Source organism: Bacillus sp. SORGH_AS_0510, from assembly GCF_030818775.1.
Lineage (GTDB): Bacteria > Bacillota > Bacilli > Bacillales > Cytobacillaceae > Neobacillus.
This window is the reverse complement of sequence record NZ_JAUTAU010000001.1, coordinates 3958483-3979003: the sequence shown is the minus strand read 5'-3', so window position 1 is coordinate 3979003 and position 20521 is coordinate 3958483. Positions and strand designations below refer to the sequence as shown.

The window sequence follows — 20521 nt, the reverse complement described above, 5'->3', positions numbered from 1 at the left end:
CCTTTTTTTAATTAATTTTTTTCGAAACTTTGTCAAATTTAATATGCTTATTACCCTAAAAAAGTGTTAAAATGACAATATAGAAAGATAATCATTCTCAATTAACATAGATAGGGTGATATACATGTTCGGTTCGTTAAAAGCAGGAGATAAAGGTAAAATATTAGATCTTTCTCATGTTGGTCACCTAGTTCAAAGAAGGCTATTGGATTTAGGTATCACTGAAGGTTCTGAAGTATGCGTAAAATGCGTAATGCCATTTGGAGGACCGATTATGATTGAGTCCTGCGGACAATGTGTTGGCATTCGCCGCAAGGAAGCCGTTCAGATTGAGGTGGAAAGAATCTAATGGAAATTGCTCTAATAGGTAACCCAAATACAGGGAAAACATCATTGTTTAATAACTTAACAGGCTCCTATGAATATGTTGGGAACTGGAGCGGTGTAACGGTTGAAAAGAAGGTTGGAGTATTTAAGAAAAATATAGGTCATTTAATTGATCTACCTGGAGTATATACGCTTAATCCGTTGTCAAAAGATGAAGGGGTTGTCACATCCTTCTTTTTAAATGAATCAGTGGATCGTTTACTGAATATATTAGATGCCTCTCAATTGGAGCGAAATCTTCACCTTACACTCCAATTGCTTGAATTTGAAAAGCCTGCGCTTATTGGCCTTAATATGATAGACGTAGCTAATAAGAGGGGAATTCAAATTGATTACATGAAGCTGTCAGATATTCTTGGTGTGCCCGTGGTACCAGTTGTGGCAAGAAGCGGAAAAGGTTGCGATCAGCTAGTCGATGTCATATCGACAAAATCCATTCAACCGATGAAAAAAAATCTAACGTATTACGGTAAAGAGATAGAGGAAGCTATTACAGCATTTTCTGGAGAATTAACGGGGAAAACAACTCACTCTATACGCTTCCTGGCTATTCAATACTTAGAAGGTAACGAGTATGTAAAAAACTATGTTAATAGTTTAGCCAATACACAAAAGCTCGAAGCAATTTTATATAAATTGGAGTCGGAGTTACAAAAACAAACGGATTTTAAATCGGTAACAAACTATATATATTTAAAAAGAAAAGAAGTTATTGAAAAAATTGTTGGTGAAGTTGCTAGGAAAAGTGACACAGTTATCCCTTTGACTGAAAAAATTGATAGTATTGTTACCAATCGATTTTTAGGTATGCCGATCTTTTTACTTTTAATGTATTTTATGTTTATGTTAACGTTTGATTGGTTGGGAACCCCATTATCGGATGCTTTAGATGGTTTATTGACAGGCCCAGTAACAGCCGGATTTGAGAAAGTGTTAGAGGCCATTCATGCATCGGCTTTTATCCATGCATTGATTATTGAAGGCTTAGTAGCAGGTGTGGGCGGCGTTCTTGTGTTTGTTCCACAAATTTTTATTCTCTTCTTTTTCATTTCGTTATTAGAGGATTCTGGATACATGGCTCGTGTAGCATTAGTAATGGACCGAATTATGGAATCGGTTGGACTTAACGGAAAAGCTTTCATACCGATGATGATTGGTTTTGGTTGTAATGTACCTGGGATTATGGCCGCACGAACAATTGAAACACCACGTGAGCGTTTGTTAACGATCCTGCTCACACCCTTAATGTCTTGTTCCGCGCGATTACCAGTGTACGCTTTATTTGTTGGGGCATTTTTTGCAGCACATAAAGCATTTGTTGTATTAAGTCTATATGTTCTTGGAATCGTTGTTGCTTTAGTTTTAGCAAAAATATTCTCTACTACCCTATTAAAATCTGAAACGTCATTGTTTGTCATTGAACTGCCACCGTATAGGCTGCCACAATTCCAATCGCTTTGGAGAAGTACATGGGATAAGGGAAAAGGATTTGTCAGAAAAGCTGGAACATTTATCTTTGCAGGCTCAGTATTTATTTGGCTCTTATCTTATGTGGGTCCTAAAGGATTAAATGTAGATATGGATCATAGTTTTCTAGCTGCAATCGGAAATATCATCGCTCCAATATTTGATCCTATTGGTTTTGGAACATGGCAGGCTTCAGCTTCCTTAATTACTGGATTTCTAGCAAAAGAAGCCATCATCTCAACGATGAATATCATTTATTTTGTTCCGAATGATGCTGGATTGCAAGCATTACTGGCGAATTATTATACACCGCTTGCTGCCTATAGTTTCATGGTTTTCATTTTGCTTTATATTCCATGCTTAGCAACAGTAGCTACTATTTACAAAGAAACTAGCTCCAAAAAATGGACAGCTTTCTCTATGATCTATGCTTTTGTGATTGCCTATGTATTGTCATTAATCATTTACCAAGGTGGAAAGCTGTTGGGGATTGGTTAAATCTAAAAAGAGGTGAAAGCTATGATAGCCAATATTATTATTGGTGCAGCGATTTTTGGATACGCAACATGGGCTTTAGTCAAGTTCATAAATAAGTCCAAAAAAGGGAAATGCGCAGCATGTGAACTTAAAAATTCTTGCTCAAGTCAGTGTGGACTTCCTCCCCAAATAAATAAATAGTACCTTTTAATGAAAAAACTGCTATCAAATAAGGATAGCAGTTTTTTCATATAATTTGAATGATTGGCAGAAGTTGTGTAAAATTACACTAGATGCTATTGAAGGAAGGGCTTTAATGTGACCAGGGATGAAATTTTAATGCAAGTTTCTGAAAAGCTTCGTCTTATTCGGACGGAAGCAGGCTATACTCAGGATAAAATGGCAGAAATTATAGGTGTTTCAAAGAAAACACTTGTACAAATTGAGAAGGGAAGAGTTCTTGCCAACTGGTCTACGGCTGTTTCAATTTGTGCACTTTTCCGTGAAACTGAAACAGTCCAATTCTTATTTGGAAACGAGCCTTTAGAAGTATTAGAAACAGTGGCACGTGAGGGAATAGATTTTCGTAGAACAAAGACATTAGGCGGCCGGGTATGGTGGAAAATCGTGACAAAGAAGAACGGTTTTGTCCTCCAACAAAATATCCTTAGTAAACATTTTCGAATCCTGGATGAAAAAAACTATCGGATTTTTAGTAGTTTTGACGAAAAACATAGCAAACAGCGCTTTAAAGAAATCACAAAAAGCTAATATTATAGAAGAAAAATAAAAGATGGGACCTGCCCATCTTTTATTTTTTGGGCTGTGATAAAGGAGAATGTTGAGTATTACACCCTGTTGATTGTAGCGAAAGGCACGAAGACTCCTCGAAAATGCTATCGCATTTCCTTCGTGCGTGGGCGGATTCAAGATGCAATTCAATGTCCTGTGGGAGTATGGTTCAGGGGAGACCCCGCAGGCGCGTTTCGCAGAGGAGGCTCGCCGAAACACCCACGAACCGCTCGTGCCTGGAGCGGAAATAACAGGCAAGAAAACAGAGCCATTTTTTATACAGTCATAAAAATCAACAAATCTTCAAAAATTATACTTGCCATAATTTACAGAGAAGGAAGTCATCTAATGATACTTAAGGATATTTTTAAGAACTGGAAAAAGAGGCATCTGCTTCAATTCATTATTTTATTTATATTACTCATCATCCTAGGTTTTTTTGGGGTTATTTCCTATTTTGCAAACAGTGCTGATATATCTAAATTAAAAAATGAGCTGCCTCAGCCTACTGTGTTTTATGATGTGAATGGGAAAGTAGCAAGTAAGGTTTCAGCAAATAAGAATGAAGGAGTTCCTATTAAGGAAGTTCCCGAGTCAATGAAAAATGCGGTCGTTGCCATTGAGGACCATCGATTTTATCAACATAAAGGTGTCGACCTAATCGGTACTTCAAGGGCGCTCTTCCGTGACCTTAAAGCAGGTGGGATGGTTGAAGGCGGCAGTACAATTACACAACAATTAACCAAAAATACCCTGCTTACATCTGAAAAGACACTGAACAGAAAAATACAGGAAGTTTTCTTATCCCTTGCGGTCGAAAGAAAATATTCAAAAAAGGAAATCCTCCAGATGTATTTAAATCAGATATATTTTGGAAATGGAGCGTATGGAATTAAACAAGCAGCGAGTAAATATTTTGCCAAAGAGGTAAAAGATCTTACTGTAAGTGAATCAGCTTTACTTGCAGGTTTGATAAAAGCTCCCTCTGCTTTAAATCCGTATGGTCATATGAAAAGTGCAACCGAACGTCGTAATATCGTGTTATTACAAATGAAAAATCAACGATACATTTCGAGTAAACAATACGAACAAGCACTACATGAGGAAGTAGTTTTAAACGATAAGGGTGGGGACCCATTTCGTGGGAAATTTCCTTATTATGTGGATCAAGTCTTAGAGGAAGCAATTAAAAAATATGGTCTTTCACAGGATGATTTATTAACCGGAGGATACCAAATCTATACAGAACTTGATCCAACTGTGCAAGCGGCAATGGAGAAGACCTATCAAAATGATTCTCTTTTCCCAAAAGGAAATGATCGACTTGTTCAAAGTGGCGGGGTAATCGTTGATCCAAAAACTGGCGGTGTGAGGGGGCTTGTCGGTGGAAGAGGAAAACACGCCTTTAGAGGCTATAATCGTGCTACACAATTGGAAGCACAACCAGGGTCTTCTTTTAAGCCTTTAGCCGTATATACTCCTGCCCTTGAAGAAGGTTGGAAAATTACTGATATGTTAAAGGATGAGCCAATGAAGTTCGGAAGTTATCAGCCAAGCAATTATGACCACCAATATGAGGGTGAAGTACCCATGTATGAGGCAGTAAAAGAATCAAAAAATGTCTCTGCTGTCTGGCTACTTGATCAACTTGGGATACAAAAAGGGCTGGATTCAATCAAAAAGTTTGGCATTTCATTAGAAAAAGCAGATCGTAATTTATCACTTGCTCTTGGAGGATTGCATAAGGGAGTTTCCCCTATTAACATGGCAGAAGCCTTTTCTGTGTTTCCTAATAATGGAGTTCGTATTGAATCACATGTAATCAAGAAGATTGTTGATGCAGATGGTCAAGTTGTCGCTGAGTGGAAAGAAAAGAAAGTGAAAGTGACATCAAAATCAGTGACGGATAATATGACAACCATGCTCCTCGGTGTAGTGGAACAGGGAACTGGAAAAGCAGCGCAAATACCTGGGAGAGAAACAGCAGGGAAAACGGGTTCTACGCAAGTGCCAATAAAAGGAATCAATGGTTTGAAAGATCAATGGTTCGTTGGTTATACTCCGCAGTTAGTTGGAGCATTTTGGGTTGGCTTTGATAAAACAGATGCAAACCATTATATTACTCCAACTACCGGTACAGGTTCAGCGGTGTTATTCCGAGAAGTAATGACAGATGCGCTTAGAAACCAGCCTAATCAAAGTTTTAAAGTGACTCACATTTCTACTCTGATTGAGAAGAAAAAGAAAGAAGAAGAGAGCAAATGGGGACTACAAGAGAAGTTTAATAACGAATTACAAAAATGGGAAGATAAATGGAATAAACAAAAAGATAAATGGGATAAAAAGCACAAGAATAAAGGAAAAGACAAGGGCCATTAAAAAGAAGTAAGAATAGTTCAGAAAAATGGGAATTGACTTTAAAATTAACAAGTGATAATCTAACAATGGAAGAAAAAAAAGGAAATGGAGGGTTACAAAATGAGAAAGAGCAAATTAAATTCAGCAACTGAATATTTGAATGTAACCGTACCATCAAAAAATATTTATTGATTATTTTTTGTTTGACGTAATTAAACCAAACACAGGTTGCTTTCACATAATCCGGCAACCTGTGTTTTTTTGTCCCATTTTAGAAGGAGGCATACTGCACTTTTTGCAGTATGCCTTTTTTTATAAATTAAAAATTTTAGGAGGAATGAGCAATGTTTATTATTTCTGAAGTAAGACTAACACACACCTTACAAGAGACAGAGGGCGGATAGTTTAACAAAGGGGGAGTAAGGAAATGTTTTCGGTATTAAAAAAATTAGGATGGTTCTTTAAAGAAAACTGGAAGAGATATGTGGTAGCAATTTCACTTTTGATATTAGTAGGACTCTTAGATGTTATACCACCAAAAATAATTGGTATGGCAATTGATGATATTCATATGAGTGTTATGAATAAAGAAAAAATATGGCGTTACCTTAGTATTCTTTTATTGATAATGGTCGGTTCTTATGCAATTACCTATGTATGGATGTATCGATTGTTTGGAGGAGCATTTTTAATAGAGAGAAAACTCAGATCCCGATTTATGAAACACTTATTGAAGATGACCCCAGCATTTTATGAGCAGAATCGAACAGGTGACTTAATGGCTCGTGCTACCAATGACTTAAAGGCCATTTCGATTACTGCGGGATTTGGAATTTTAACGTTGGTTGATTCTAGTGTCTGGATGCTCACGTTACTCATTACGATGGGAGTGATGATTAGCTGGAAGCTAACACTTGCAGCCATTATTCCACTCCCGATTATGGCACTTTTAATGCAAATGTTTGGGAAAAGGCTTCATACTCGATTTATGGAAGCCCAAGATTCTTTCGGGGAGTTAAATGACAGAGTTCTAGAATCGATTGCTGGTGTAAGAGTGATTAGGGCATATGTTCAAGAAAATGCTGATTGTGATCGATTTCATCAATTAACAGAAGATGTCTATGAAAAAAATATCCGTGTAGCAAAAATTGATTCTTTGTTCGATCCAACGATTAAGGTACTTGTTGGAATTAGCTATCTAATAGGAATTGGATACGGAGCCTATCTTGTTTTCCACCAATCGATTACCTTGGGTAACCTTGTTTCTTTTAATGTGTATTTAGGAATGTTGATTTGGCCCATGTTTGCAATCGGGGAATTAATTAATATTATGCAACGTGGTAATGCCTCACTTGATCGAGTAAATGAGACACTTAGCTATAAAGAAGAAGTAAGGGATCCAGTTCAACCGGTTAAAGTGGCAGCAGCTAGGCAGATTGATTATAAAAAAGTTACTTTCCGATATCCATCTTCTAGTGTTGATAATCTTAAAAATGTTAATGTTCAACTGTATCAGGGACAGACACTCGGAATTGTCGGTAAGACAGGAAGCGGAAAGACTACGTTTATAAAACAATTACTACGCCAGTATCCTTTAGGTTCAGGTGAATTGTCTATATCAGAGGTTTCAATTGAGAAACAAACCCTTAACCAAGTACGGGATTGGATTGGCTATGTTCCACAGGATCATGTCCTTTTTTTCAAGAAGTGTAAAAGAAAACATTCTTTTTGGAAGTAAAGATGCAAACGAGGAAGACTTAGAAAATGCTATTGATTTAGCCGCATTTCGAAAAGACCTAGAAATGCTTCCTGAAGGTTTAGGGACACTTGTTGGTGAAAAAGGTGTGGCATTATCCGGAGGGCAAAAACAAAGGATATCCATTGCACGAGCACTGATAAAAAATCCGGAAATTCTAATTCTGGATGATTCTTTATCCGCGGTTGACGCAAAAACTGAAAAGAAGATAATTGATAATATCCGTAAGGTTCGGGAAGAAAAAACAACCATTATTACTACACATCGAATGTCGGCCGTACAGCATGCAAATCACATAATTGTCTTGGATGACGGAAGAATCATTGAAGAAGGAACACATGAACAGCTGATAGATAGAGACGGGTGGTATAAGGAGCAATTTTTACGCCAACAAATTGAAAGCCAAGTAGAAAGTGGGGTGACAGCATGACAACAGGACGCCGTTTAATTAACTACGCCATGGGATATAAAAAAATTATCTTAGCTGCTTTGTTCATGCTCACCATCTCGGTTGTAACAGACTTGGCGGGACCGTTTATAGCCAAAAATATTATTGACCAGCATATTATAGGGATTGAGTCTGACTGGTATGAAACCCAGAAGGGGAACAAGGCAGTCCATTATAACGGAAAGTATTATATTAGAGAAAAGTATCTCACTCGTGATAATGAAAAACGAAAATCAATTCGGATTTTGCAGGTTGATTCAAAATTTGTTTTCGTAGACCAAAAGCTTGAGTTCGATGGGAAAAGAAGCTTAGAGGATGAAAAGTTAACGATTCAAAAAGGGAACAAAAAGGCCGAATATCAGGTGAAAATTCTAAAGGGTTCAGAGCTATTAAGCTTTTACCAGCCTGAAATTCCTAGTATCTTTACACTCTTAGGTCTATATTTTGGACTTTTGGTGGTGTCAGCTATTTTTCAGTACGGGGAACGGTTTTTCTTGAAGAAGTCTGCTAATCGAATCATTCAGAAGATGCGTGAAGATGTTTTTGGGCAGATTCAACGATTACCTATTCACTATTTTGATAACCTTCCTGCGGGAAAAGTTGTGGCTCGTATTACCAATGATACTGAGGCAATACGGGAACTTTATGTCACAGTATTAGCTACGTTTTTTACAAGTGTCATATATATTACCGGTATTTATGCAGCATTGTTTATTCTGAATGTGAAGCTTGCTGCCATCTGTTTAGTTTTATTACCTATTTTGTATGTATGGACGCTTCTTTACAGAAAGTATGCTTCAAAATATAACCGGGTTATTCGTTCACGTAACAGTGATATAAATGCCATGATCAATGAATCCATTCAAGGGATGAGTATTATTCAAGCATTTAGTCGTGAAAAGGATACAAAAGAAGAGTTTGAAAAGCTTAATAATGAACATTTTCAATATCAAAATAAGCTGCTAAGTTTAAACAGTTTAACTTCTCATAACTTGGTTGGAATTTTAAGGAATCTCGTATTTGTTGCCTTTATATGGTATTTTGGTGCACAAGCACTCTTACCAGCCAATGTCATATCCTTGGGTGTGCTGTATGCCTTTGTTGATTATATTAACCGCTTATTCCAGCCGGTTCAAGGTATCGTAAATCAGCTTGCCAACTTGGAACAGGCGTTAGTTGCTGGTGAGCGGGTATTTAAATTATTGGATGAATCAGGAGAAAATGTTAGTAATCAGAGGACTGAACGCTTTAATGGAAGTGTGAAGTTTAATCATGTTTCTTTCGGTTACAAAGAAGGGGAATATGTCTTAAAGGACATTGATTTTGAGGCTAAACAAGGTGAAACAATAGCTTTAGTAGGGCATACGGGGTCTGGGAAGAGCTCTATTATGAACTTACTTTTCCGCTTCTATGATGTTCAAAAAGGGAAAATAAGCATTGACGGAAAAGACATTGAAAGTATTCCCCGTCAAACCATTCGCAATCATATGGGTATTGTATTACAGGATCCTTATTTGTTTACCGGGACAATTGCCTCGAATGTAAGTCTAAATGACCCTTCCATTTCAAGGGAAAAGGTGGAACAGGCACTAAAAGATGTTGGGGCGGATAGGGTTTTTAAAAATCTAGAAAATGGTTATGATGAACCTGTGATTGAGAAAGGGAGCACGCTTTCAAGCGGACAGCGACAATTAATATCCTTTGCTCGAGCCTTGGCATTTAATCCAGCTATTCTTATCCTTGATGAGGCTACTTCAAGTATTGATACGGAAACGGAAGCGCTTATTCAGAAAGCAATGGATGTCCTTAAAAAAGGAAGAACCACCTTTATTATTGCTCATCGCCTATCAACCATCAGAAACGCGGATCAGATTCTTGTATTAGATCGAGGGGCTATTGTGGAAAAAGGCAGTCATGAAGAGTTGATGGCAAATAAGGGGAAGTATTATCAGATGTACCAGCTTCAACAGGGGACTTCTAACTTGGCTGGTTAATTTGAAAGGGGAGTAACCATTATGGTTATTCCCCTTTCACTTAATAGGTAAGTCCTACTCGTGCTCCTATAAATTCTTTGGTAAAAAGCTGTTTGTAAGTGAAGTCTCCGGTGTCATAAATCGAAATCGAGGATGGATTCTCCGGAAGGAAGTCCTTTTCATATCTATATTGTCCTACCCTTTCTCCAATGGGCAAATAAGTAGGGCAAACAATGGTCCAATCAAGACCAGATTCCTTTAGTAATAAATATGCTTTTAGATGTTCTTCTGCATCCCGGGTGCTCTTTCGCTTGGACTCCGAGGATTGAAAGCGGTAGAGATGGGGAGCAGAACGTGCCTGAAGAATTCCGGCAGTACCAACTGTAATTATACGTTTTATTCCATGGTGTTGCATTTGTTTAATAATTAGTGGCATCGAATCGGAAAGTGTTGTACTTTTATCTGTATTCAGTGCACTTATAACCACGTCACTTCCCTTGATGGTTAAGGCAAGATCCTTCTCATTTAAAACATTTCCTTCTCTCACAGTAAGGCCCTCAGATGCTACTTGTAATTTAGATTGATCTCTAACGAGTACTTTTACAGATAACTGGTTCTTCAATGCATTTTCCAGAATAACAGTTCCAACTCTACCTGTTGCTCCTAAAAGGCAAATGTTCACAAAAAATTCACTCCTTAGTCACTAAAGTGTAACTTTTATCACTTGTTCATCCGACTCCCTATGATAACTTAAAAATGTTTAGGTATGTAAATTATATGGTGAGGTGGGATGAATATGGGTGAGTATTCAGTTGTATTATTAATCGGTAGTTTTCTAATTCTTTCTTATTATATCGGATATACGATTTATAAAGCATAGACTGCGGACTAAATGTTCGCAGTTTTTTTAATAACTTGGATAAATTTGGGTATATATATAGGATGGAGTAATTATAGCGGGGTGAAAATAATGGATGATTTCCGGATAGAAAAGGATACGCTTGGTGAAGTTAGGGTACCAGTTGATATGTTTTGGGGTGCACAAACACAAAGGAGTAAAGAGAACTTTAAAATTGGTATCGAGAGAATGCCTCTCGAGCTAATCTACGGGCTCACTTTTATAAAAAAGACAGCGGCAATAGTCAACTATAAGCTAGGTAAGCTCAGCGAAGCAAAACAGAAAGCGATAGCTCAGGTATGTGATGAAATCCATAAAGGTACATACGATAACCATTTTCCATTAGTTGTTTGGCAAACAGGTAGCGGAACTCAATCCAACATGAATGTCAATGAAGTAATTGCACATCTTGGGAACAAATGGTTAGCAAAGCAAGGATCATTGGAGAAGATACACCCAAACGATGATGTTAACATGTCACAAAGTTCGAACGATACTTTCCCGGCAGCCATGCATATTGCGGCATATATGATGATTACTGAGAAACTTTTACCTACTATTATAGAACTAAAAAATACGTTAAAAGAGAAAGAACAGGCTTTTTCAAAAATCGTTAAGATTGGAAGAACTCATTTACAAGACGCTACTCCATTGACATTAGGGCAAGAGATAAGTGGTTGGAGATTCATGCTTGAGAAAAACGAAAAGATGGTTAATGAAGCAAATCAATATCTACTTAATTTGGCCATCGGAGGTACTGCAGTAGGAACTGGCATTAACGCCGATCCTAAGTTTGGTCAGATGGTGGCTGAAGAGTTAACCCAACTTACAGGGTATTCATTCCAATCCTCAGAGAATAAATTTCACGCATTAACGAGCCATGATGAAATTGTATTTGTTCATGGTGCCCTAAAAGCGTTAGCAGCTGATTTAATGAAAATTGCTAATGATGTTCGATGGCTGGCCAGTGGGCCTCGTAGTGGGATTGGAGAGATTAGTATTCCAGCCAATGAACCTGGTAGTTCCATTATGCCAGGAAAAGTAAATCCCACACAGAGCGAAGCCCTAACGATGATCGCCTGCCAAGTTTTTGGGAATGATGCGACAATTGGCTTTGCAGCAAGCCAAGGAAATTTTGAGTTAAATGTATTCAAGCCGGTAATTATATATAATTTTATTCAATCCATCAGACTGTTGACAGATGGAATACAATCCTTTAACAAGAACTGTGTTGTTGGACTAGAGGCGAATGAGAAGGCAATCAAGGAGCATGTGGAAAAGTCTCTTATGTTGGTTACAGCTTTAAACCCACATATTGGTTATGAAAAGGCAGCAGAAATTGCCAAGCTTGCTTTTAAAGAGAGTAGTTCCTTAAGGGAAGCAGCAATTAAAACAGGGTATGTAACACCAGAACAGTTTGAAAAATGGATAAAACCTGGAAATATGATTTAAACGTGAAAGCCCTCTCCAGAAAGGAGAGGGCTTAGCCATATTATTAATTTGTTTTGGTTTTACTAAAAATTAGCGTTGGAATCCGCCAAGTTGAGATTCAGCCATTGCTACTAGACGCTTAGTGATTTCTCCACCTACAGATCCATTTGCACGTGAAGTAGTATCTGCACCAAGGTTTACACCAAATTCAGATGCGATTTCATACTTCATTTGACTTAATGCTTGTTCTACACCTGGTACTAAAAGTTGATTAGAGTTGTTGTTACTTGCCATAGTTGAATAACACTCCTCTTAATAATTTTGGGGTCAGTATGGAATTGAACCATAATATTGCCACCTTAGGCCTAACCCATAATGGAAAGGGTTGTTTGTTTCATCCACCGCTGTGTTTGTGTTGCTTTGTAATGTTTATTATGAATCTTTTTTGAAGACTTATTCGATATATAAATTAGTAATTTATTCCACTACATAGGGCAGTTAATCTAACACAAACTAAGAATAATCTTAATAAAAAGGATGAAGTATATGTCAATCTGTCCAGTGTGTAATGGCTTTAGGGAAGTACATTTACTATGCTCAAATTGTGGAAATCCAATGATGGAAAGTGGAAGGGTTAGTGATTACTATGATGATTATAGCCCCTATATGGAGATAGACTTAATGAAAATGGAAGATGGGTACCCAGATACCCATTCTGGACATAAATGTCCCCATCTATACAGGTGTCTAGCCTGTAATCATGATGATGTTATTTTTATAAAAGAATAAAGAGGCTAACGATTAAAGTCAGCCTCTTGACATGAATATTAAGGACGAATTCTAACTTCTGATTCTGCATCAAAGAAATGAGCTTTGTTTAAATCAAAAGCAAGGTCTACAGTATCGCCAGGGTGAACATCTGCACGTGAATCAAGACGAGCTACGAAATCTTGGTCAGCAAGAGAAGAATAAACCATTAGTTCAGCTCCAGTTAACTCAGCTACATCAATCGTTGCAGAGATTTTTGTACCAGCAGATGCATCAATGAATACTGGTTCATCATGAATGTCTTCTGGACGCACTCCAAGGATAATTGATTTTCCAACGTACCCTTGTTCGCGAAGGAATTTCATTTTTCCTTCAGGAACAGCGATAGAAGTTTTACCGATTACAAACTTACCTTCTTCTAGCTTACCATTAAAGAAGTTCATAGCAGGTGAACCAATAAATCCGCCTACGAAAACATTCTCAGGTTTTTCATATACTTCTTTTGGTGAACCAACTTGCTGAATGATACCGTCTTTCATAACGACTAATCTAGTTGCCATTGTCATTGCTTCTGTTTGGTCATGCGTAACATAGATTGTTGTAGTATCTAAACGGCGGTGAAGCTTGGCAATTTCAGCACGCATTTGTACACGAAGTTTTGCGTCAAGGTTTGATAATGGTTCGTCCATCAAGAATACTTTCGCATCACGTACAATCGCACGTCCTAAAGCAACACGTTGACGCTGACCACCTGAAAGAGCCTTTGGCTTACGTGTTAAGTAAGCTTCTAATCCTAGGATTTTTGCAGCTTCTTTTACTCGACGATCGATTTCATCTTTAGGAAATTTACGAAGCTTTAAACCGAAAGCCATGTTATCGTATACACTCATGTGTGGATAAAGAGCATAGTTTTGGAAAACCATCGCAATGTCACGATCCTTTGGAGCGACATCGTTTACTCTTTTTCCGTCAATGTAAAAATCACCTTTTGAAATATCTTCGAGTCCAGCGATCATTCGAAGGGTAGTAGATTTACCGCATCCAGATGGTCCAACGAATACGATAAATTCCTTATCTTCAATGTGTAGGTTAAAGTCTTTAACTGCTGTTACCTTGTTATCATAAATTTTATAAATATGGTCTAATTTAAGTTCTGCCACTAGTTATTCCTCCTAGTACTGTTGATAAGGCTAGTTTACAGGTAAACTGTAAAAAGCAGAATAGACAGGTTGCACAAATATGAAAACGCTTTTTTTGGGCATGTTGTTATTTTCTATGATTTTGCTCAAAAAGTAGACATGCAAAGAATACTGTAAAGGCTCCATAAAAGTCTTTTAATCCAATGCCCGTTTTCTCCGTAAACTTATCAATCCGGTATTGAAGAGTATTCCTATGAATGTATAATTTTTTAGCTGTCAAACTGGCATTTAAATTGTTTTCAAGAAAAACCTTTATTGTCGAGAATAGGTCTGAGTCCTCCATAAAAACTTCAGAAATTCCTTTCATAGCTTGATCTTTTAACTCGATTGGCAATTGTGAAGACAAATATGATGGAAAAACATGCTCAAAGGTATATATATCATGGGTATCTAAATAGGACATTCCAAAAGAGAAATATTCTTTCTCCTGATGAAATTGTAAAGGAAGCTGATCAGAGATTGGATAGAATTTGCCAATAAAGAAAGAAATCTTGACATAAAAATCACTTTCCAATGTCTCTGACATGGATATTAATTCTTCTTCTGTTAAAGAAATTTGCTTTTTCTCTTCAATAACAATTCCACGCCTTGGACTTTCCCAAATGATACTGACTTCTTCTGTGAAGAACCCTTTTAATGCGGATTCCATTTCAATTTGACTTGTAACATTCTTGTTAAGATGGAATTGAATCAAACGAAAATGAGAATCAGATGGGTATCGTGGGGGTGGTCCGTCTAACAATAAAAAATCATACCAGCCATTGGCAGTTGATGTGCTAATGGAAGGTTGATCATCCATTAATGTATAGAGGGTTTTTAATAAGGTCAATTCTTTTTCACTAACCTCCGTCTTAGGAATCCCAATCCATTCATTCTCAACGTCATGATAAAGTACATATAAATGTTCAGGAGGTGTCTCTGGTTTCTCAGTATACAGAATAGAATTTTCATAAAGTAACAATAATTTTTTCAACATAGTATAAATCCCTTTATTTAAATTTTTTCACTAATGATTCCTTCTATTATATCAAAGGGAGCTGGACAATAAAAAAAGCTGAACCTAATTATGTTAAGGTTCAACTTTTACTTGATTTTTTTACTCACACTCATATGGAGGTTGCTCTTCAGGAAGGTCACGTGCTTCTTCGATATTTGTTGAATTATAGCGAGAATGAACGGAACCGCCAGATAGGCCTTCATTTATCATTCGGTCCACATCAATAAAGGCCTGATCACGCCCTTCATATGCTGAGCCAGAATCTGCAGGTTTACTATTTCTATCTTTCATTGCCACCCATCCTTTCCTTGTTTTAATTATAGTTTGTGGAAAGGATCACTTTTCATACAGTTATTCGTACACATGATAAAGCATCAACTCATGTACCTGACTAGTTAACGCTTCAATATCTTCTTGTTCAGGGACTGCTGTTGTCCATTCTATTTTTCCATTTTGATGATAAATTCCCGAGTATCTTTTCTTTTTAAAGTAGAAAGAAAAAGTCCAACCAGGGATATTCTTGTTTTCAAATAATGGTTTGAATTGAAAATGCATAATCATGTAATTGCCTCCATCCATTCATGAACCTATACCTATAGATTACCGTGAATAAAGACGGATTTAAATAAAATTTTCAGCTAGCTTTTTTGATGGGAAACCTGAAGGAATAATCGGCAAAGCTCTTCAATCTTTTTTTCTTCAATATCTGATTCATCAAAACTCATTGGTTTAGAGTTAACTTCGTAAATATAATACTCCCCATTTTCACTAATACATGCATCAATTGAAAACTCACCGAAATAGCCGAACTTGCTTGATAATGCTTTTCCTATATGAGGAATAATCAATTCGAAAAATTGATCATGCTCAATTGTTTGCAGAAGCTTGTATGGCAGGAGTTTCCCACCGGATGGTATATGTGTGGTAATCACTTGTTTTTCTGACTGCCTAATCCCTACTCCTGTAAGACTATAGGTATCATAGTTACCATGAGCTAAAATGCGAAAGTCATATCGAGCACCTTCAAATTGTGCAGATCTAATTTCTTCTTGGGCCAAATAGTTTCTTTCTAGCAGATCCTTTTTCCATTCCTCCCAAAAATCATCATAGGAACAAAAGTGTTGGCACCTATTCACACCATCAACTTGAATTTCTTCAGAGTCCAACCGCTCTAAGCGGAAAATCCCTTTACCCTTTGCTGATTGTGAAGGTTTTAAATAAATTCTATTGTACTTCATTAAAAAGGAAGACAAGTCCTCTTTGCGGTGAACTCGAATTGTTTTTGGCAGGAAGCGCATCAGGATGTCATGGATCCTCATCAATTCGTATAGCTCATATTTATCAATAAAACATGGATTAAAAAAAGGAATCTTTTTTTCGATTAATTTAGAAAAGAAAATTTGACTTTGACCATCTTGTTCTGTTTTTCGAAAGGGAATACGGTTGTAAACAAGATCTGGATATGGAAAATAGTCTTTTATCCAGCGGTCTTTTTCGGGAGAGTAACAATATCCTATGATTGAATCTTCTTCAACATCCTCTGGAGTAAAAACAAAGCTTATTCCGTTTAATGAAATAAGCCTTTTTTGCAATTCTATAAAAAGAGGACCGTTTCCGGCTAGCGAACCATTTGACTTTTTTGCAGTTACAATCCCAATTAATGGGCGAGCGTTCTTGTTTTTCATTTGAAAAGTTCCTCAGGATGTAATAAGGATTGCTCGGTTAGAAATACTGCAAATGCAATTGAGAGCTTACGTGTAAGTAAATCAAACTCCATTAATGCAGGATGACTGAAAATGGAGCGGCCAGGCTTTGAATTTGCTTCAAAAAGCCAAACTTCCCCATTACGATCAATCCCTAAATCAAATCCAATTTCGCCTATTATTCCTTCCACCGATTGATCAAGAACATTACTTAGCAGCAGTGCAGCATTAGTTAACTTTCCTATATAAAAATCACATTCATCCTTAGGGAAAATCTCTTCAACCGTTTTGATTTCACCACCACTGCGAGTATGCGTTGTTACACTTCCCAGGCCAGCAATTTTCGCTGCAATGGCAGTAATATGCCATTTTCCAACGTCATCTTTATTGGTATGGATGCGAAAATCTACAGAACGTTGATCATATCGAATCAAGTGAATGCCCTGTTGTACAAGCATGTTTTCCAGTGATTGATTGGCAAAGACAGTGTTTATTAATTTCTCTAAACTGGTAAATTTACGTAATCGGTTGATTCCTTCTTTGTCTTGATAGCGGCAATAATAATCGTCAGAAAGTTTATCATAGATGACTTGATGAACCCCTAACCCTAGACTACCATTTTGGGGTTTAATAAAAATGTGGCCATATTTAGATAGCATGGTTTCAATTATTGAGAATGATGTAAAGGGATGGGTTTCGGGCAGATAGCGGGTAACCGATGTGTCCTGTTGAAGTCGTTCATAAATTTCAAGTTTGTTAAAGAATCCTGGATTATACCAGGGAATAAGATATTCCTTCTGTAGTCTCTCTTTCACCTTGATTAACTTGGGGTTATTTTCACTTCTCCGATTGGGGAGACGGTCATAAATGACGTTTGGAAATGGCACTTCTACTGTTTTCCATGAAAGTTGATGATAAAAATATCCTTCAATCGTTCCTTGCTCCCAATTAATATGCTGTTCTCCAAAAACGAATGGGAGGGCACCTACCGTTTTATTAACAGATAGAAGTTTAGAAAAAAAGGTGGTTCTGTCACCTACCGGAAATTCTGCATCATGTGTAAAACCTGCAGTAAAAATACCCACAAGCGGTCCAATAGAGAGGGTTTGATGATCTATAAATGCATGGAGAGTTACTTTCATTGATGGAAGTTGAATGGCTTTTTGTATTCTCCTGCTCATAACAATGGTATCTTCTTTATCTGGATGGGGAAGGAAGTCCACTTCCACTGATTTCGAACCAAAAGAGAGGCAGTTTAATTGTTTATCCCGGATAATAGCTGGTGGACAAAAAACAACCATTTGTTCATTTTCAACTACTTCAATGAGATAGCGTTGTCTCATAACTGTTCTTCCTTTCTGTATGTTCCAACTGAGAAAGGTGTTTTCCGTAAAGAAGAGGAGCTCGATAGAGGATCTCCTGTATATCAGGCTTTGTTTGTAAGAGGACCTTTCTTCCAGGCTTTGAATTAATATCTAGGATCCATAGGCTTCCATTTTTAGCTACACCAATATCCACTCCGATTTCAAATAATGGCATAAATTTTCCTTCTAAGATGGGGGGCAGATGAGTGAGAATGTAATTACATTCTTGGCGGATAAATTCTCCTTTGATTTTAGGTAAAGTTGCTAGCCACTCATTAAAGGAAGACACGGTCCCGCCTGCACTTAAGTTTGACAAGATTCCTCCTGTACTACCTAAACGAACTCCTCTACCTCTCTCACCCCACACACCATCCGCGTCTTTTTGAAGTAAGACACGTATATCAAATGGCTTTAATTCGTCGTTAGATAACTCTAAATAGGGTTGAAGAAGATATTCGTGCATTTTAATTAGGGAATGCAACCATTGAAGGAGCTTCGCTTCATTGGGGAAAATTCGAGTGATTATTTTTTTGTTCTTTTCTGTTTTTACTTGATAGCTCTTTTCATTTCTTTTTAAGTAATAAATACCGTATCCTTGTGAACCATTAATTGGCTTTAATATAACTCTTTTAATGGATGTTAATGTTTCTACAACCATACTTGGCTGGGTTACTGCCTGTGTAACAGGGAGATAGGATGAGAGGTTGGTATCTCTTAAATAATGAAATATTTCGAGCTTATTAGGTAACCCATATCCTAAAAAGGTTATATCTTCTCTACTCTTCAGCCAGGATACAATGGGAAGACATTGCTTGGAATGAGCATCGTCTCCATAAAAACAACGATCGTAAATAATCGTCGGAATTGGGAGCTGAGATTCTACCCAGGATTTTTCTTTGGTGTCATACTTTTTACCGGTGACCATAAGAGTATGAGGGTTAATGAGAGAGGGGATGAATCGGAATACCTCCATCTGACATGACTCAGCATGACTCGCAATTTCCGTAATATAAGAATGCTCACTATCTATGGTTAATGTCATAATACCAAGTGTAATCAATTAAGGCTCCTCCTTTATATCTGTAAAGTCAAAAGCAAGTTTCGTGCAAAATTGAATAATCGCCTTGGTTGAGGGTCTGATCTTTCCTAACCCATCCTCGAAGTTCTTTGAAGGCTTCGAGTTTACTTCAATAAGCCAAGGCTTCCCTTTTTGATCTATTCCAATATCAATTCCAAGTTCCCCAAACAACCCGGAAGAATGGCCGCTAATAATTGAAGCTGTTTGGATTGCTAGTTCTCTCATTAGGCCAATGGCCGTTACCGCCTGTTGATGATTCATACAATTCCGTAGAGCATCTAGAGGTTTTGTAATGGTTCCACCGCGTGCAATATTGGATACAAATTCGTTCTCAGCTGCAATACGTGCCACTGTCGAAGTAACCTTCCATTGGTCCTGAAAGTTTTTATGACAAAGTACTCTAAAATCTACTGCACAGGAGTTGTGGGTAATCAATTCAATGCCCTGCTGGATAATATATATACGATTATTAAGTATGGGTTTTAAAAGCTGGTAAATGTCCTCGATGGTAAATATCTTTACTAAATCATTGATTTGTGTAGATAAGGAGGTTTGGAGTGTATAGTGATTTCCTGCTACACTTTTAATTATTTTGATAATGTTTCTTCCCTGACTCCCATGAATAGGCTTTAGAAAAATAGACTTATATTTTTGAGCGAATTCTTTTAAATGCTCCTTAGAAAAAATCTTTGTCTCTGGAATAAAAGATGAAAGCGGATTTGCTTCTTTAACATGCTCATAGATTTCCCACTTAGATAAAAAGCGGTCATTAAATAATGGGATCATTAAATGCTCAAGTCTTTGTCGGAATTGGAGAAATGGTGTCTGCAACTCAAGTTTTCTAGAATGTACGCGGTTATAAATCACATTAGGTAAAGGCAGCTTAGCAGCAATCCAATTGCCATTGTCAAAGTAAAACCCCTGTTCCATAAACCGATCATATGAAAAAACATAAAAGAAACCACCACGTTCGGTTACTTCTTGATGCAGCTCTTCACAAAATCTATGGATGGAGCGGAAGTGTATTTCACTAGGGTTAGTTGAAGGTAAATCAGTTAACAGACCGATAATCGGTCCGAGACAGAGTTCTTGATTTTCTGGAAAATACACGGCTTGAAAATGAAAAGGTTGTATGGGGAGAAAAAAGTCTTTATAGATAGCTTCTGATACATGTAAATCGTAATCTGTTCCCTTAATAGGCTGTACCACCATGTCTATTGTTTCTTGTCCGATTGTAATGTTAATACGCTGCCCCTTTTTTAATTGTAAGTGAGCAAATAATGGATCTGACATTTCTAGGTAAAAATCTTTTTCATTTACTGGTTTCCTAGGATGAATGGTAACTGTATTTAAAGAAAATGACATACTCACTCCTCATTTACTTCGAATCTGGGTATTTGCTGATATAGTATGGTATGTAAAATC

At 37.2% G+C, this 20521-nt stretch carries 18 protein-coding genes and 1 pseudogene; 9 read left to right on the top strand and 10 right to left on the bottom strand.

The genetic code is table 11. The annotated features are described in order from the left end of the window. Positions 1-124: 124 nt before the first annotated feature. From QE429_RS20330 to QE429_RS20300, 7 genes and pseudogenes are all read left to right on the top strand, one after another. Positions 125-349, top strand: a complete 225-nt coding sequence (locus QE429_RS20330) for a FeoA family protein (protein WP_307289639.1) — start codon at positions 125-127, stop codon at positions 347-349. Next, the gene (feoB, locus tag QE429_RS20325) at positions 349-2352 is read left to right on the top strand and encodes a ferrous iron transport protein B (RefSeq protein ID WP_307289637.1); all 2004 of its coding nucleotides are present in this window, start codon (positions 349-351) and stop codon (positions 2350-2352) included. Before QE429_RS20330 ends, feoB begins: the two co-directional genes overlap by 1 nt. 21 nt (positions 2353-2373) lie before the next feature. Next, positions 2374-2532, top strand: a complete 159-nt coding sequence (locus QE429_RS20320; protein ID WP_307289635.1) for a FeoB-associated Cys-rich membrane protein — start codon at positions 2374-2376, stop codon at positions 2530-2532. Positions 2533-2649: 117 nt separating this feature from the next. Continuing rightward, complete coding sequence (locus QE429_RS20315) at positions 2650-3102, top strand: helix-turn-helix transcriptional regulator (RefSeq protein ID WP_307289633.1); 453 nt, start codon at positions 2650-2652, stop codon at positions 3100-3102. A 369-nt stretch (positions 3103-3471) separates the two neighbouring features. Further along, positions 3472-5502, top strand: coding sequence for a transglycosylase domain-containing protein (locus tag QE429_RS20310; protein ID WP_307289631.1), 2031 nt, complete (start codon positions 3472-3474; stop codon positions 5500-5502). A 406-nt stretch (positions 5503-5908) separates the two neighbouring features. Next, positions 5909-7667 (top strand): annotated as a pseudogene (locus QE429_RS20305) (ABC transporter ATP-binding protein). After that, entirely contained in the window at positions 7664-9679 is a 2016-nt protein-coding gene (locus QE429_RS20300; protein ID WP_307289630.1) for an ABC transporter ATP-binding protein, read from the top strand. The pseudogene QE429_RS20305 and the gene QE429_RS20300 overlap by 4 nt, the downstream one beginning before the upstream one ends. A gap of 40 nt (positions 9680-9719) precedes the next feature. Here the strand turns inward: QE429_RS20300 and QE429_RS20295 are convergent, their stop codons facing one another. Beyond that, positions 9720-10340, bottom strand: coding sequence for an NAD(P)-dependent oxidoreductase (locus tag QE429_RS20295; RefSeq protein WP_307289629.1), 621 nt, complete (start codon positions 10338-10340; stop codon positions 9720-9722). A gap of 288 nt (positions 10341-10628) precedes the next feature. Between QE429_RS20295 and fumC the strand changes: the two genes are divergently transcribed. Further along, positions 10629-12008 (top strand): class II fumarate hydratase, encoded by a 1380-nt coding sequence (gene fumC, locus QE429_RS20290; RefSeq protein WP_307289628.1) that lies wholly within the window; start codon positions 10629-10631, stop codon positions 12006-12008. Between the two features lie 69 nt (positions 12009-12077). Here fumC and QE429_RS20285 read toward each other — a convergent pair whose 3' ends face one another. After that, entirely contained in the window at positions 12078-12281 is a 204-nt protein-coding gene (locus QE429_RS20285) for an alpha/beta-type small acid-soluble spore protein (RefSeq protein ID WP_026566044.1), read from the bottom strand. A gap of 252 nt (positions 12282-12533) precedes the next feature. Here QE429_RS20285 and QE429_RS20280 point away from each other — a divergent pair, with 252 nt between their 5' ends. Continuing rightward, entirely contained in the window at positions 12534-12776 is a 243-nt protein-coding gene (locus QE429_RS20280) for a hypothetical protein (protein ID WP_307289623.1), read from the top strand. A gap of 38 nt (positions 12777-12814) precedes the next feature. On the opposite strand, the gene QE429_RS20275 is transcribed toward QE429_RS20280, so the two are convergent. From QE429_RS20275 to QE429_RS20240, 8 genes are all read right to left on the bottom strand, one after another. Beyond that, entirely contained in the window at positions 12815-13915 is a 1101-nt protein-coding gene (locus QE429_RS20275; RefSeq protein WP_307289621.1) for an ABC transporter ATP-binding protein, read from the bottom strand. A gap of 106 nt (positions 13916-14021) precedes the next feature. Next, positions 14022-14930 (bottom strand): PucR family transcriptional regulator, encoded by a 909-nt coding sequence (locus QE429_RS20270; RefSeq protein ID WP_307289619.1) that lies wholly within the window; start codon positions 14928-14930, stop codon positions 14022-14024. A 120-nt stretch (positions 14931-15050) separates the two neighbouring features. Then, complete coding sequence (locus tag QE429_RS20265) at positions 15051-15242, bottom strand: hypothetical protein (protein ID WP_307289618.1); 192 nt, start codon at positions 15240-15242, stop codon at positions 15051-15053. A 60-nt stretch (positions 15243-15302) separates the two neighbouring features. Then, positions 15303-15512, bottom strand: coding sequence for a YheE family protein (locus QE429_RS20260; RefSeq protein WP_307289616.1), 210 nt, complete (start codon positions 15510-15512; stop codon positions 15303-15305). 77 nt (positions 15513-15589) lie between these two features. Further along, positions 15590-16636, bottom strand: a complete 1047-nt coding sequence (locus tag QE429_RS20255) for a YheC/YheD family endospore coat-associated protein (RefSeq protein WP_307289614.1) — start codon at positions 16634-16636, stop codon at positions 15590-15592. After that, positions 16633-17997: a YheC/YheD family endospore coat-associated protein gene (locus QE429_RS20250; RefSeq protein ID WP_307289612.1), complete on the bottom strand. Its 1365-nt coding sequence runs from the start codon at positions 17995-17997 to the stop codon at positions 16633-16635. Before QE429_RS20250 ends, QE429_RS20255 begins: the two co-directional genes overlap by 4 nt. After that, positions 17975-19078, bottom strand: a complete 1104-nt coding sequence (locus QE429_RS20245; RefSeq protein WP_307289611.1) for a YheC/YheD family endospore coat-associated protein — start codon at positions 19076-19078, stop codon at positions 17975-17977. The genes QE429_RS20250 and QE429_RS20245 overlap by 23 nt, the downstream gene beginning before the upstream one ends. Then, entirely contained in the window at positions 19079-20461 is a 1383-nt protein-coding gene (locus QE429_RS20240; protein ID WP_307289609.1) for a YheC/YheD family endospore coat-associated protein, read from the bottom strand. Between the last annotated feature and the right edge of the window lie 60 nt (positions 20462-20521).